Genomic DNA, 15,435 nt, shown 5'->3' with positions numbered 1-15,435 from the left:
CGCGTTCCATTCTCTTGGCTTTATCCAATGACAGGAATGCGCCCAGCCTCCAAGTGATCAAGCTTCCGGGCCAGGCACCCGGAAGCCCCTCACACTGCCAGCAGAAAAATGGAGTTCACGGACTGTGAGTTTAAGCACACAAGAGGCGGTACGTGAGAATAAGGGTGCCGCAGCCCCACAAAAATACCTGCTAGAAGTCGATAGTGTGCGCAAGGAGTTCCCCGGTGTTGTTGCACTGGATGATGTGAACCTGCGCATCCGACCCGGCACAGTTCATGCCCTCATGGGAGAAAACGGGGCGGGCAAATCCACCCTGATGAAGATTATTGCAGGCATCTATCAACCAGACCGCGGAGAAGTTCGTCTGGGTGGCAAACAGGTCCACATGACCACGCCGTTGGATGCACTGGAACAGGGCGTTGCCATGATCCATCAGGAACTCAACCTGATGCCGTTCATGACAATTGCCGAAAACATCTGGATCCGCAGAGAACCGCTGACGAAGCTCGGGTTTGTTGATCATAAAGCGCTGCGTGACAATACAAAAAAGCTGTTCGACCGGCTGAACATCAATCTGGATCCGGAAACTGAAGTTCGTGACCTGTCCATCGCCAACCGTCAGATGGTCGAGATTGCAAAAGCGATTTCTTATGAATCTGATGTGCTGATCATGGACGAGCCAACCTCGGCTCTGACAGACCGCGAAGTTGAGCATCTGTTCCAGATCATCGCGAGCCTGAAGGCAGAGGGAAAAGGCATCGTCTACATCACTCATAAGATGGACGAGGTTTTCGAGATCGCTGATGACGTGTCCGTCTTCCGCGATGGCAAATACATCGGCACCGACCTTGCCAGCAATCTGGACAGTGATCAGCTCATCCGCATGATGGTGGGCCGCGAGATCACCCAGATGTTCCCGAAAGAGGAAGTGCCAATCGGTGATGTGGTCCTTTCCGTGAAGGATTTGTGTTTGGACGGCGTGTTCGAGAACGTAAACTTCGATCTGCGTGCAGGTGAAATTCTCGGCGTTGCAGGTTTGGTGGGTTCAGGTCGCACCAATGTAGCAGAGACCATCTACGGCGTGACCCCGGCAACGGGGGGTAGCATCAGCGTGTTCGGCGAGACGGTTGAGATCAAAACGCCAGCAGAGGCCATGGGTCATGGTATGGCGTTGCTGACCGAGGACCGCAAGGACACCGGTCTGTTCATGATGCTCGACATTCAGGAGAACATGCAGATCGCGCTTCTCAGTCAGGATCATGTGAAGGCCGGTTTTGTGGCCGAAAGCGCTGTCTCCAAGCTGTGCACGGAAATGAGCGAAGCCCTTCGCGTTAAAACACCGGGCATGAACGAGCGCATCGAGAACTTGTCTGGGGGCAACCAGCAGAAGGTTCTGATCGGTCGCTGGCTGCTGACCAAACCTCGCATTCTCATTCTGGATGAGCCAACCCGCGGCATCGACGTGGGCGCCAAGGCTGAAATCCATAAGCTCATTACCAAACTGGCAGGTGAGGGCGTTGCTGTTCTCATGATCTCCTCCGAGATGCCGGAGGTGCTGGGCATGAGTGACCGCGTGATGGTGATGCATGAGGGACATGTCACCGGAATTCTGGATCGAGCTGAAGCAGATCAGGTCAGCGTTATGCGCCTTGCTTCCAACTAAGAGTTTTCATGCGCGGCAGCTTTAAGCGCCCGACGCAGAGATTGAAAGGACTTGCCAGATGGCAAATGCAACTGATGTAGCTGAGACAAATGCTCCAGCTCGAAAACTGCCGGTAGAGGCTAACATCTTCCTCGTACTGATCGGCATTGCAGTCTTTTTTGAAATTCTGGGCTGGATTGTGAAGGGTGACACCTTCCTGTTTAACCCACAGCGCCTGCTGATCATGGTTCTGCAGGTTTCCATCATCGGCCTTCTGGCTATTGGCGTGACGCAGGTGATCATCACCGGCGGTATTGACCTGTCTTCAGGCTCAGTGCTTGCCCTATCGGCCATGGTTGCCGCCAGTTTTGCACAAACCTCTGACTATACCCGTGCTGTCTTTCCGATGTTCACGGACATGCCGTTCCTCGTACCAGTATTGGCTGGTATCGCCGTCGGGGCCTTAGCCGGGTTCATAAACGGATCGTTGATAGCCTACACGGCAATCCCTCCGTTTATCGCAACTCTGGGTATGATGGTAACCGCGCGCGGTCTGGCACGTTACTACACCAAGGGTCAGCCGATCAGCCTGCTTTCTGAAGAGTACATGTGGCTCGGTTCTGGCACCATTCCGGTGATCATCTTCCTGATGGCCGCGTTTATCTTCCACATTGCCCTGCGTTTCACCCGTTACGGCAAGTTCACCTATGCAACAGGTGCAAATGTTCAGGCGGCAAAAGTCTCCGGCATCAACGTTGGTCGTCACCTGATCAAAGTGTACACCCTTGCTGGTTTACTTGCTGGTCTTGGCGGTGTGGTTGCCGCAGCGCGAGCTGGCAGTGGACAGGCAGGTATGGGCCTTGCATATGAGCTTGACGCCATCGCTGCAGCTGTTATTGGCGGAACAAGTCTTGCAGGCGGCGTTGGTCGCATCACAGGCACCGTCATCGGAACCATTATTCTGGGTACAATGATGAGTGGTTTCACGTTCCTTGGTATTGATGCTTACATCCAGGACATCGTGAAAGGTGGTATCATTGTAGCTGCAGTGGTTGCGGATCAGTATCGCCAGCGCAAGCGGGCCAAGGTCTGATCAAGCCGCGAAAGAATTTAGGCTAAAACCTCCCACGGATTATGCCTAATACCCGAGCAGGAGAGCCCTCGTCCGGCCTCCTGCTCATTTTTTATCTGTAAAGTTTTGGGCAGTGAGCCACCTGTCAGATATAGGCCTTCGACAGCTCCGCCTCACGCACATCAACCTTTGATCCGGTGCGGGAAGAGCCCTCAATCGCCTCAATGAGCGCATGCACCATCAGCGCGTCATGACCGGTTACTTTCGGGTCGCGATGCTCAATGATGCTGAGGGCGAAATCGTCAATGAGATCCCGGTGCCAGTCGCATGGAAACGCCATTGGGTTAGCCCCGCCACCCGTTCCATCCTTGGTCCCGCTGCGTTCACCAAACACATCGATGGACCCGTCGCGATACGTCACCGTCAGTTTGCTGCCTTCCAGATGGGCAGAGGCCTTTGAGCCATCCAGCACCAGCGTTTCTTTTGCATCGGGAAAGGTGGCTGTGGTCGCCATGATGGACCCGACAGCCCCGCTGTGAAACTCAATACCAGCCGTGGCGAAGTCTTCAGCCTCCATCTTATGTGCCGTGGTGGTTGCACACATGGCTTGCACGGATTTTGCCGGGCCGGTCAGGCTCAGCATCAGGTCCAGCACATGAATAGCCTGCGTGATCAATACGCCTCCACCGTCCCGCGCATATGTTCCACGGCCCGCCTGATCATAATAGGCCTGATCTCGCCACCATGGGATGTTCGCCCGCACCAGGTGAATATCGCCCAAAGCCCCCTCTGAAAGCAACGTCCTCAGCTGCTTTGCACCCTCACGGAACCTGTGTTGGAATACCACGCCATATTTCACGCCTGCATAATCGCAGAGTTCCACCAGCTCAGCCGCCGCGTCATAGGTTCGTTCTAACGGCTTTTCTGTCAGGATGTGCTTGCCTGCACCGGAAAACAACTCAATCAGATCATGTCGTTGATCCGGCGGGGTCAGCAGCAGGACAGCATCAATCTCCGGATCACTGGCAATCTGCTCGGGGCTGTCAAAGCACGGCCAGCCGTATTGCTTAGAGACAGCCTCCGCCTTGGTTTTCGTTCGGGTATAAAGACCTGCGACTTCCACGTGATTTCTCAGCAGGTCAAGCGCTTCCAGATGTGGTTTTGCGGCCATTCCCAAACCAACGACGGCCAGACTGATCGAGGGCATTCAGAGGAATTCCTTCTGCGGTACATATATCAGGCAGTATTTATACCAGTTTAGGTTGCCCCAGAAGAACGTGAAAACCCTGAGTCCAGAAAAACGGTTCGTTGCGGCAGCAACGAACCAGTTCAGGGGAACTTATACAGGAGACTCCAGCCGCATTTCCGTCCGAACATCAAACATATGCAGCTTTTCTTTAATGTAAGACACGTGAACCTGCGTGCCTTCAGTAATATCAGGCCGGTCGAGTGTGAAGATTTTAAGGCTGTCTTGCCCAACACGCACATGAACCAGCGTGGAAAGACCCATCGGTTCAATAAGATCCACAGTTGCCGGGAGACTTGCCGGACCTTCCTCCACGATCATCAGGTGCTCCGGTCTCACACCCAGAATAACGTCCATCCGATCCTTCAAATCCGAACTTTCTGCCAGAATAATCTGGTGTCCTTGATCTGTTTGAAGGTGATACCCCTCGCCAGACGCCACCGCTATGCCCCTGATAAAGTTCATGGCAGGTGAACCGATAAACGAAGCCACAAAAACATTTGCTGGCTTGTCGTAGATTTCCAGCGGCGTACCGACTTGCTGAATATATCCATCATGCATCGCCACGATTCTGTCGGCCATGGTCATGGCTTCAATCTGATCATGCGTCACATAGATAGACGTGGCATTGAGTTTGCGATGCAGTTTGCGAATTTCTGAGCGCATTTGCTCGCGGAGTCGCGCATCCAGATTGGAAAGCGGCTCGTCAAACAAAAATGCCTGCGGATCACGCACAATTGCCCGTCCCATTGCAACGCGTTGTCGCTGCCCACCAGACAAGGCTTTGGGACGCCGTTCCAGAAGACCGTTCAGACCCAAGATACTGGAGACACCGTTAACCGCACTGGCGATCTTCTCCTTCGGTGATTTGCGAAGGGTCATCGCGTAGCTGATATTCTCCTCCACGCTCATGTGAGGATAAAGCGCATAAGATTGGAACACCATGGCGATGTCCCTGTCTCGCGGCGGCAAATCATTGATAATCCGTTCGTTGATGGAGATTGAGCCAGTTGTCACTTCCTCCAGCCCCGCAATCATGCGCAGCAAGGTGGACTTGCCGCAGCCGGACGGGCCAACCAGCACAATGAACTCACCATCCTGAATGTTCAGATCGATCCCATGCAGAACTGCGGTGTTTCCGTAGGATTTGGTTGCCTCGGTGATTTGAATAGAAGCCATAGGGTACCTCGTTATCCTTTGACCGCACCGGCGGTAAGACCCCGCACCAGATAACGCTGGATGAGGAAGAAGAAGATTGCCGCTGGAATGAGCGCCAGAAAGCCCGCCGCCATCATCTGCCCGAAGTCGACAGAGAACTTGGAGACGAACGTGAGCAAGCCAACCGGGAAGGTGACTGCATCCGGACTGCTGACCAGCATGAGCGCAAAGAGCAGCTCACTCCACGCTGCGGTGAACACAAAGCCAAGCGTGGCTGCAATGCCCGGCAGGGTGAGCGGGAAGATGATCTTCACCAGCGCCCCAAAGCGGGTATTGCCGTCAATCATGGCTGCTTCTTCAAGGTCTTTGGGAATGCCATCAAAAAACGACTGCATCAAAAACGTCGCGAACGGCACGTTGAAGGCCGTGTAGACCACCACAAGTCCAAGCAGACTGTCCGTCAGCCCCAGCGGCGTGAGGATGCGGAAAATCGGTGCAATCAGCATGACCAGTGGGAACATTTGGGTGATCAGCATCAACACGATGATGACCGCCTTACCGCGATAATGAAACCGTGAGAATGAATAGCCTGCCGCCGCTGCAATCAGCGTGGAAATGAAAGCGGTTGAGCCTGACACGACGGCCGAGTTGATGAAGAACTGCGGAAAATCCGTATCTGTCATCACCTGCGTGAAGTTGGTCCACGTCATTTCTGAGGGCCACATGCGAATTCCCTCAGAGTAAAGCAATTTAGTCGGTGTCACCGCGACCTTGAACAGCCAAAAAAGCGGAAACAGCGCAAAGAACAGATAGCAGGCGAGCAGGCCGTAATGGACACTCCAGTCCACCACCCGTTGGCCCTTTGATTTTGCATAGTATGCCATAACAGAGCCTCAGGTTTCGCGCAGCAGACTGCGTCTGATGAAGATGATGGAGACCGCATAGGCCATCAACAGAACCAGCAGCACAGCCGCAATTGCGGAGGCATAGCCAAAGTCCAGACGACGGAAAGCCTGCGTGAAAATATAACTGGAAACGATCTGTGTTGAATCTGCGGGACCACCATTGGTCATGACGATGATGAGATCCGCAAAGTTGGCGATCCAGATGGTGCGCAGCATCAGCGTAATCGCGATGGTCGGCGCCAGAAACGGCAGCGTGATACTGACAAACTGCTGCTTGCGGCTCGCGCCATCGATAGATGCGGCCTCATAAATCTCACCTGGAATGGATTGAAGCGCAGCCAGCAAAGTGATCGCAAAAAATGGGATGCCGAACCAGATGTTGGCAACGATCGGTCCCCACATGGCGAGGTCAGGATCTGACAGAATATTGGTTGGTTCGCTCAGGATGCCGAGCGCAAACAGCCATTGGGGCAGGGGGCTGATGACTGGATTGAACATCCATGCCCAATTGAGGCCAGACAGGAATGCAGGCACCGCCCATGGCAGAAAAACAAGCGACTGGATGATGCGCCGTCCCGGAAAAGTGCGGTTGAGCAGCAGAGCGAGCGTTAAACCCAGAAAGAACTGAAAGAACAGTGAGCTGACTGTCCACCAGAAGGTATTGTAAAGGGCGTTATGGAAATTCTGATCGTGCCAGACCGCCTCAAAATGCGCAAAGCCCACATAACCGCCACTGAACGGATTGAGGATGCGGATGTCTCTGACTGTGTAGGTCAGGCCAACCACCAGCGGCACCATCATCACAGTCACCAACAACACAATGGCAGGGGCTGCGTAAAAGTAGGGCTCAAATCGGGATAGGAATCTGCGGGAAGTCACACCCTGCCGACTGGCAGGGTGTGTTCCAAGGTCTGTGGCAGCTGTCATCACTGTTTAGCCAGCCACTTTTTCTGTGCTGTTGTGAGGTAATCCCCCCACTCCTTGCCAAGCTCTTCCGCAGACTTGCGACCCAGCAGGGCTTCCTGACTGGTGCGGATGGAGATGGAATCTTTGAAGAACGCGAACTCTTCCAAGTGGGTTGGCATTGTCAGCGGGTGAACATCCGGGTCGGACAGCTCTTCAAACCAACCAGCAAACTGTGGTGTGTTGTAGTGCGGATCACTTTCTGCATCCTTGTAGATAGGCAGAGTTCCCACGCGTTTGGACCACTCCAAGTTTGCATCACGGCTTTGAAGCTTCGCAATCAGCTTCCAGGAGGCGTCTTTGTCTTCGCTGTCAGCAAACATGGACCAGCCCGCATACCCGATGGTTGGGTAGGCCTTGCCATTTGGACCTTTTGGCATGGTGGTCACACCGAAATCATTCGGGTCCATGCGCTGCGAAATGCCAATGAGTGCATCCGGATCCTGATCAAGCATGGCACATGTGCCAGAGTAGAAGCCTGCCACGATCTCGTTGAAGCCCCAGTTCAGGCTGTCTTTTGGTGCAAGACCATCCTGATAGAGGTCCACCATGAACTGTGCACCCTTGATCCACGCTTCCGTGGACATGATGCTGTTGCCTTCCTCATCAAAGAACTGATCTGTGCCAGCTGCCGTTGCCCCAAACACGGCCCAGCCATTCAAACCGCCAGAGCCACCGCGCAGACAAAAGCCGTACTTGCCTGGAAGAGCCGATACTTTTTCAGCTGCATCACGGAAGTCATCCAATGTCACAGGTGGTTTCTCAACACCCGCTTCCTTGAAGAGCTTCTTGTTGTAGAACATGGCGCGCAGATAAAAGCCGTAGGGCAGCATGTAAGCTGTACCGGAACCACTGCGTGCCATCTCAATGGTGCGGGCATTCAGCTTGTCGGTGCCATCCCAGCTCTTCAGGTAGGGCTCAAGGCTTTCCAAAACGCCGTTGTTGGCATAAAGCGCGGCCCATGTGTCTGGCATTTCAACCACATCCGGTGTCTGACCAGCAGAAACCATGGTCGCGAATTTCTCGAAAGCCTGTCCCCAAGGCAACGAGATGATTTCGACATTGGTGTCCGGGTTTTCCGCTTCAAACTCTGAAACAATACTCTGCAAAACCTTGGTACGTTCCGGGCTTGTGATCACTTCCACCAGTCGAAGATTGGTTTCAGCAGCTGCCGGACCTGCAATAGCTGTTGCCACAAGACTTGCGGCCAATAATTTCTTCAAACTCATAATTGCCTCTCCTCTAGCAATGTTATTCTGATGCTGCCCCTAACGCTTCTTCGAGGTCCCCCCAGAGATCCTCAGGGTCTTCAAGGCCAACATTCAGGCGAACGACGTGCGGTGACACGCCAAAGAATGCGGTTGAGTTTGGTCCTCCCGATTGAATGAGAGAGGCCTGCGCAGGGCAAATCAGGCTTTCATGCCCGCCCCAACTCACACCCATTTTGAAAATTTTCAGGTGGTTACACAGTGCTTCGACGCTGACATTGTCTGCCAGTTCAATTGAAAAGAGACCGGAGGTTCCACGCAGACCGGGATGGGCCTTATTCTGGAACGCCGGATGAAAAACAGTTTTCACGCGAGGATGTTCAGCCAGTCGCTTGGCAATCTCCATCCCAGCCTGCTCATGGGCTTTCATACGGATTGGCAGTGTCCGCAGGCCGCGCAACAACAACCACGCCTCAAACGGTGCAATCTTGCTACCCAGATACTGGGTCACTTCCCCGCGGATTTGCGCCACACGCGCAGCAGACGTTGCGATCACTCCCGCAACCACATCACTGTGGCCGCTGATGTACTTGGATGCCGAATGGACCACAATATCGCAGCCCAGTTTGATCGGATTCTGGAAGATGGGTGAAGCCCAGCTGTTGTCGATGATCGTCGTGACACCGGCTTCCCTGGCCCGCGCGCACAACGCTTTCACATCATGAGCCTCCATGATCCAGCTGGTCGGGCTTTCCAGATAGAACAGAGCATGCCCGGGCAAGGCAGCTTCAACCGTCGCCAGATTGCCACCATCGATGTAATCAACGCTCACACCAAACTTGCGCAGGAAGATTTCAAAGAAACGGAAAGTGTCTGGATAAACATGTTTGACGGACAGGATCCGGTCACCGGGTTTCACCACAGACAGAATGGCTGATGAAATAGCGGCCATACCACTGGAAAGCGCCAGTGCATCTTCAGCGCCCTCCAGCTTGGCAATCTTCTCCTCAAACGCACGGACGGTTGGGTTGATCCCGCGCGTATAAACCGGGCGGTTGATCTTACCCGCGAAGGTTTCACACATCTCCTGATAGGAAGAGAACGTGAAAAGCGAGTTTTGAAAAATAGGTGGCACGACTGCATCCGCAAAGGATGTTTCATCATGCGCCACGATTGTTGCTGTGTCCTCCCCCCACAGGTCGATCATACTGCGTCCGTTTCCTGTGCCATTTGCACAATATCTTCTTCAACCACGCTCAAAATTTCCAAGGTATGTTTGCGGGCCATCTCCGTGTCTCCAGCGGCAATGGCGTCAAATAATTGTCGGTGAAAAGGAAAAGACCGTCCGGCAAAATCTTTGCGGTCGAACGGCATATCAAAAAAGCTCTCAAAAGATTCCCGCATCTGCTGCAACAACTGCTCAAACAGCGGATTGCCTGCAGCGCGGTAAATAGACAGGTGAAACTCAAGGTCTTCCGGGCCAGCCGTGCCGTTGAGGTGATGGACTGACTCCATATGCTCTAACTTGGTGCGCATCTCGTCAATCTCTTCCGGCGTCGCCCGCTTGGCTGCCAGTATAGAGGCCTCAACTTCAAGCGCCCGGCGCACTTCCAGCGTTTGCAACAGGCCATCGCGCTTGGTTGCAATGGACAGCGGCAGGTAAACGGTTTTCTCGGAGAGCGGGCGCTTCAAGTATGTCCCTGACCCACGGCGGATCTCCACGATCCCCAATGCTTGCAAATGGCGGATCACCTCACGAATGGACGAGCGGCCAACCTTCAGGCCGTTCATCAGCTCTCGTTCCGTGGGCAATCTGTCACCGGGCTGCAAGCCTTCCTCCACGATGAAATCTGTCAGCGACTGCAGAATTGCGTCGCTTCTGTCCTCGGTCTTGATTGGCCGAATTTTATTATTGGATGGGCTTGGCACATTAGGCTCCGCACAGATGTCTATTTTATTTCGTCTGCCATCAGACGTCAGACCAATTTTAGAAACAGGAATCTGTGCTTGTAAATACCTACTGTGCACAACCACTGATTTACCGCAGCGCACCCAGAGGGAAACCTGTGAGATATCAGATAGCTGCGGCGGATATATTAATGTGGTAGGAGGCGGATGGTTTGGAGGGAATTATAGAAGAGATTGGCCTGCACGGACGCAGACTCGTCCATTGCAATTGGTAATGAAATCAATTTGAAGGCTTCAGCTCACAAACACGAGCCGCACAATATTTTAAGAAGCGCTTTCTAGTTCAAGCCTAATGCATGCTTCCGCCTGAGCTCATTTTCAGAATATCAGTCAGCACATGAGACGGTACAGGCAGCATGACTTGACCGAGGGATTTGAGGGTCTCGGCGAAGTTCGCAGCGGCCTGTTCTACTTCTTCGCATCTTTGCGGACAGGTAATGTGCTGCAGGCACAGCTCAACGGTGTCGACATCATGTTGCAAGCCCGCAATCAGGCCCATGGTCAGGCATTCTTCAACACAAAGATGCTGAGAATCATAAGGGTAGGAGCGTAGTGGGCAGGCTGCGCAGCGCTTGAGTGTGCGCACGTATTGAGACAGGCTGGCAAGCGCTACTCCTGCATTTTGATGCCCAAGAACTTCGCTATAAAGGTCCCATGCCATTTCCCAGGGTGTGATGGAACCTGTCTCGAAGCCGGATGACCAGCGGCGATACCCTTCCAGAACCAGTCGTTCCGGTTGGCGTTCCAGGTAAACATCATTTGCCCCAACATCCATGGCCAGCGCCTCTTTCGTGCATCTGGCGATTGCATCACATCGCCAACAGTTTAAACATGAGTATCATAGTATAGTTTAATTAAGCATGGATGTTCAAGCAACAGTTTCACCTCACCAAGCATTTTGCAGTTGAGATCGCATTGATGCACAGGGTGGTTGTGTCCATTGGCAAACCGGGAGGTGTCACGTCTCCCGGTTCTTTTGTGAGGTAAGATCAGAGCCCTGTTAGAACCATGTGCGGTTCGCCATCAGAGGTCTTTTCACTGGTCATGCCATCCGCATTTACCGTGCAGGTCACTCGTTGCCGATACGCAGAAAAGCTCTTGAAACTCACCACATCAACTGGCTCATCAAAATGGAGTGTCAGCCGCACCCGGTGGGCCGCGACGGAGCTTTGAACACCAAGAACCTCGGCAGCAAACCGACGTCCAAGATACTTGCCCGCAACCCTGTCACCGGGCCGCAGAAACGACACAGGTGGACGGTTGCCAACGGCAGCATAAAGAGTGTTCCAGTCCTTATAGCCTTGTTGGCGAGCAATAAGCTCCAGTGTCTGGGAGTGCGAAATTGTTTCGCCGCGTTTTTCCAACGCAGCACGCAATTGCTTCGCTTGCGTTTTTAACGCTGAAAGGGAAGGAAGAGATCCGTTCATTTCATAGCCTCAAACTATGCGGGATCAACTTGATGGAGCTCGCATTGCCACCAACCCGCTTGTCTGGGCTGAAGTCGCATCTTTTGTTTCAGGCTTCACCATGAGCATTGCTCTGCGAGCGGCAGGGGCCTGATCCCTCGCCGCGCAACCTACAGAGGATGGGTGTTGCTGTCAAACCAAGGTTCTGCACGCCTAGTAAAACTTACCACGGGCTGTCACTTGCCAAAGCGTTTCCACGACATCGTCACGTACACCCACATACCAGTCATGCAGGTTACAGGTCGGGTCGCAATGCCCAGGAACGAGCTTGATCTTATCGTTGATCTTCAACGAGTTTTGCGGATCCTTCAGGACGCCATGCTCATCTGAATAATCAAGACTTTGCAGATCAGGTCTCTCAAACACAGTCGGCAGCCCGGAATCGATGCTGTGTGCCTTCAGCCCTGCATCGCAAACGGCTTGCCCATCGATGTCAGTGGACATGATCGAAGTCAGCAGGAACAGGGCATGCTCAAAAGCAGGTAAGTGCTTGCCATCTTTGTCTTTCACTTTGCGGTAGTCCGCATCCATGAAGAGATAGGACCCGCACTGCAACTCGTTGAACACACCGGAGGCTGCCTCGAACGGATAAGTTCCGGTTCCTGCACCGCCAACGATATCACAGTGGATCTCTTTGCTTTCCAGCAGGTCTACAGCATCCTTGGTGATCGTGATTGCCGTATCCAGCAGCGCTTTTCGATCAGCATAATCATAGGCATGTTGCGCAGCGCCCTGATAGGACTGAATGCCCGCAAACCGTAAGTTGGAGGCTGCAATGATTGCAGTTGCCAGCTCCAACACAGCAGCACTATCTGCCACGCCGCACCGGGCACCTCCGCAATCCAGTTCCACCAGAACTTCCAACTGTGTTGCGTGTTTGACTGCGGCTTGAGAGAGATCTGCAATATTAGCCAGATTGTCCGTGCAGACTAGGATACGTGGCCCAAGCTTGGGAAGCTGTGCCAAACGATCAATCTTATATGGATCGCACACCTCGTTGGACACCATAATGTCTGTGAGACCCGCTTTCGCCAGAGCCTCTGCTTCGCTCACCTTTTGGCAGCACACGCCGCAAGCATTGCCTCGCTCTATCTGTAGTTTTGCAACTTCAGCAGACTTATGCATTTTGCAGTGAGCGCGATGGCGAACACCATACTTGGCAATCTCATCACGCATTTTCAGCAGGTTATGATCAAAGGCATCAAGATCAACAATCAAAGCAGGCGTTTGCACATCATCCAGCTTCATTCCCGGTAGGGCAGGGATGTCATAGCCAAGCGTGTACTGGGAAAGATCTGAGGTCACAGCGAAGTCCTTGCAGCAGGCGTGAGTTCAGTAAGAACGAAACTGAACAGATAGAACGGCAGAAGCAATGCACCACACACCGCCTCCGCCTGCAAGTCTAGCTCGCCTTGATGTAGCGAATCTTGCCACCTGTCGAAATCGTTTCAGCCGCCCGCAATATGGATTGGGTGTCGATGCCGTAATGAGCATAAAGATCGGCAATGGTGCCAGTCTGACCAAAGTGCTCTACGCCAAGAGTGCGGATTGTGTTGCCTTTCACCGCACCAAGCCATGCAAGGGTGGCAGGGTGCCCATCCAGCACTGTAATGAGCGAGCAGTTGTCCGGCACATCATCAAACAAGCGCTCAATGTGGCTGCGAGCATGCATTGCCCCACGGTCTCGCGCCCGCTGTGCAGCTGTCCACCCTGCGTTGAGGCGGTCGGCAGACGTGATTGCCAGCAGGCCTACATCACGGCGATCTTCTGCCATCATCCCAACAGCGTTGATTGCCTCCGGTGCGACGGCACCCGTGTATGCGATTACAACTTCCGCATTTGGTCCCGGCTTGCGTAGCCAATAGGCGCCATCGACAATGTCCTGTTCGTCTTCAGGTGAGATCGTCCGTTGAGGCTGCTCCAGCGGGCGTGTGGACAGGCGCAGGTAGATGGAGCCTCCTGTTTGATCCCGCAACCATGTGCGCTCATCAGGGTCTCCCTCTCCATCGCGCTGCATGTAATCAAACCCAAAGCGCATGATGGTTGCCAGCTCATCGACGAAGGCAGGCTCAAACGCGGCAAGCCCATCCTGAGCCATACCAATCAACGGTGTGCTGATGGACTGGTGCGCCCCACCTTCCGGTGCCAATGTCACACCGGATGGTGTTGCCACCAACATAAAGCGGGCATCCTGATAACAGGCGTAGTTGAGCTGGTCTGCGGCGCGCAGGATAAACGGATCGTAGACCGTGCCAATCGGCAGCAAGCGCTGACCGTTGATGCTGTGAGACAACCCAAGTGCAGAAAGAAGGAGGAACAGGTTGGATTCTGCAATGCCCAGCTCAATATGCTGGCCTTGCGGAGAAAACGCCCATTTGAAGGTGGAGGGGATCCGTTCTGCTTTAAACGTATCTGCTAGTTCTTCCTTCGCAAACAATCCCCGCTGGTTGACCCACGGGCCAAGGTTGGTGGAGACGGTCACATCTGGCGCGGTCGTCACAATATGCTTAGCAAGCTCTTCATCCTGCTTGGAAATTTCATGCAGGATCTGGCCAAACCCCATCTGCGTGGAAAGCATCTTCTCTGCTGCATTGGGTGCCGGCAATTTTGCCGGTACAGGCACCGTTTTCGCAGAATAGCGACGGCTGCCTTTTGAGAAGAACGGTGCTTCAGTCACGAAAGTCTGAAGGTTGTGCGGGTCAGATGTGCTTTCCCACTTGTCCCACTCATGCCCTTCGCGAATGCCTTCCAGCTTGCGGTATTCTTCCATCTGCCTGGAGGTCATCAGGCCTGCATGGTTGTCTTTGTGCCCTGCCAGCGGCAAGCCAAAGCCTTTCACGGTGTAGCACAGAAACAAGACAGGACGATCATGGGTCTTGGCATTCTCAAATGCCTCAATCAAGGACGGTAAATCATGGCCACCCAGATTGCACATGAGCTTGGACAGCTCAGCATCACTGCGCCGATTGATCAGCTCGTTGACCTCGCCCTGATCTCCCAAATCATCCAGGAGTCGCTTACGCCATGCTGCCCCACCTTGATAGGCAAGGGCACAATAAAGCTGATTGGGGCATAGATCGATCCAGTCGCGCAGCTTTTTGCCACCCGGTTCCTTAAAGGCTTCTTCCTGCAGGCTACCGTATTTAAGAGTGACGACTTCCCACCCGAAATTGCGGAAGATGCTCTCAAATTTCTCCCAAAGGCCTTCGCGGATCACTGCATCCAATGACTGACGGTTATAATCCACGATCCACCAGCAATTGCGCAGGCCATGTTTCCAGCCTTCCAGCAGTGCCTCGTAGATGTTGCCTTCATCCATCTCCGCATCGCCAACCAGCGAGATCATCCGGCCTTCAGGCGCTTTGTTGAGCCCGCCATGCGCTTTCACATAGTCTTGCACCAGTGATGAAAACAGCGTCTGCGCGACCCCAAGGCCAACGGAGCCGGTTGAAAAATCAACGTCATCAATATCCTTGGTGCGAGAGGGGTATGATTGAGCACCATGAAACCCACGAAAGTTCTGCAACTTCTCCAGGGTCTGGTTCCCGGCCAGATACTGGATTGCGTGGAAGATTGGTCCGGCATGCGGCTTCACCGCCACCCGGTCCTGAGGGCTCAGAGTATGGAAATAGAGCGCAGTCATAATGGTGCTGATAGAGGCACAAGACGCCTGATGGCCACCAACTTTCACATCACCAACGTCAGAACCGCGGAGATGGTTGGCATTGTGAATGGTCCAGGAGGCAAGCCATCGCACTCGGCTTTCCAGCGTACCCAAAGTATCCAGTGAAGCTGCGCTCATTAAAC

General features: G+C 53.6%; 13 protein-coding genes. 2 read left to right on the top strand and 11 right to left on the bottom strand.

All coding sequences use genetic code 11. The annotated features are described in order from the left end of the window. Positions 1-124 precede the first annotated feature (124 nt). Together PsAD13_RS25755 and PsAD13_RS25750 are read left to right on the top strand one after the other, a co-directional pair. Positions 125-1,663 carry a sugar ABC transporter ATP-binding protein gene (locus PsAD13_RS25755; RefSeq protein ID WP_063293359.1) on the top strand — a complete coding sequence of 513 codons (1,539 nt, stop codon included), beginning with the start codon at positions 125-127 and terminating at the stop codon, positions 1,661-1,663. 58 nt (positions 1,664-1,721) lie between these two features. Then, positions 1,722-2,735, top strand: a complete 1,014-nt coding sequence (locus tag PsAD13_RS25750) for an ABC transporter permease (RefSeq protein WP_063287512.1) — start codon at positions 1,722-1,724, stop codon at positions 2,733-2,735. A gap of 124 nt (positions 2,736-2,859) precedes the next feature. On the opposite strand, the gene PsAD13_RS25745 is transcribed toward PsAD13_RS25750, so the two are convergent. The 11 genes from PsAD13_RS25745 to PsAD13_RS25695 form a co-directional block, all read right to left on the bottom strand. Beyond that, the gene (locus PsAD13_RS25745; RefSeq protein ID WP_063319916.1) at positions 2,860-3,921 is read right to left on the bottom strand and encodes a Gfo/Idh/MocA family oxidoreductase; all 1,062 of its coding nucleotides are present in this window, start codon (positions 3,919-3,921) and stop codon (positions 2,860-2,862) included. A 132-nt stretch (positions 3,922-4,053) separates the two neighbouring features. Next, on the bottom strand, positions 4,054-5,139 hold the full coding sequence (gene ugpC, locus PsAD13_RS25740) for a sn-glycerol-3-phosphate ABC transporter ATP-binding protein UgpC (RefSeq protein WP_063319915.1): 1,086 nt from the start codon (positions 5,137-5,139) through the stop codon (positions 4,054-4,056). Between the two features lie 11 nt (positions 5,140-5,150). Beyond that, positions 5,151-6,002 carry a carbohydrate ABC transporter permease gene (locus tag PsAD13_RS25735; protein ID WP_206599794.1) on the bottom strand — a complete coding sequence of 284 codons (852 nt, stop codon included), beginning with the start codon at positions 6,000-6,002 and terminating at the stop codon, positions 5,151-5,153. Between the two features lie 9 nt (positions 6,003-6,011). Continuing rightward, positions 6,012-6,950, bottom strand: a complete 939-nt coding sequence (locus PsAD13_RS25730) for a sugar ABC transporter permease (RefSeq protein WP_063293356.1) — start codon at positions 6,948-6,950, stop codon at positions 6,012-6,014. Further along, the gene (locus PsAD13_RS25725; RefSeq protein ID WP_063320070.1) at positions 6,950-8,209 is read right to left on the bottom strand and encodes a sugar ABC transporter substrate-binding protein; all 1,260 of its coding nucleotides are present in this window, start codon (positions 8,207-8,209) and stop codon (positions 6,950-6,952) included. Before PsAD13_RS25725 ends, PsAD13_RS25730 begins: the two co-directional genes overlap by 1 nt. Before the next feature lie 28 nt (positions 8,210-8,237). Next, positions 8,238-9,401, bottom strand: a complete 1,164-nt coding sequence (locus tag PsAD13_RS25720) for a PLP-dependent transferase (RefSeq protein ID WP_057461438.1) — start codon at positions 9,399-9,401, stop codon at positions 8,238-8,240. Beyond that, positions 9,398-10,123, bottom strand: a complete 726-nt coding sequence (locus PsAD13_RS25715) for a FadR/GntR family transcriptional regulator (protein WP_057461439.1) — start codon at positions 10,121-10,123, stop codon at positions 9,398-9,400. The genes PsAD13_RS25720 and PsAD13_RS25715 overlap by 4 nt, the downstream gene beginning before the upstream one ends. A 328-nt stretch (positions 10,124-10,451) precedes the next feature. Beyond that, on the bottom strand, positions 10,452-10,937 hold the full coding sequence (locus tag PsAD13_RS25710) for a hypothetical protein (protein ID WP_063319914.1): 486 nt from the start codon (positions 10,935-10,937) through the stop codon (positions 10,452-10,454). Between the two features lie 214 nt (positions 10,938-11,151). Beyond that, positions 11,152-11,589, bottom strand: coding sequence for a glyoxalase superfamily protein (locus PsAD13_RS25705; protein ID WP_057461441.1), 438 nt, complete (start codon positions 11,587-11,589; stop codon positions 11,152-11,154). Positions 11,590-11,781: 192 nt separating this feature from the next. Further along, complete coding sequence (locus PsAD13_RS25700) at positions 11,782-12,933, bottom strand: DSD1 family PLP-dependent enzyme (RefSeq protein WP_063319913.1); 1,152 nt, start codon at positions 12,931-12,933, stop codon at positions 11,782-11,784. A gap of 97 nt (positions 12,934-13,030) precedes the next feature. Beyond that, the gene (locus PsAD13_RS25695; protein ID WP_063319912.1) at positions 13,031-15,430 is read right to left on the bottom strand and encodes a transketolase; all 2,400 of its coding nucleotides are present in this window, start codon (positions 15,428-15,430) and stop codon (positions 13,031-13,033) included. Between the last annotated feature and the right edge of the window lie 5 nt (positions 15,431-15,435).

Origin of the sequence: Pseudovibrio sp. Ad13 (assembly GCF_001623225.1) — a bacterium.
Taxonomy (GTDB): domain Bacteria; phylum Pseudomonadota; class Alphaproteobacteria; order Rhizobiales; family Stappiaceae; genus Pseudovibrio.
Note: the sequence above shows the minus strand (reverse complement) of the source record. Positions and strands in the feature narration are given on the sequence as shown.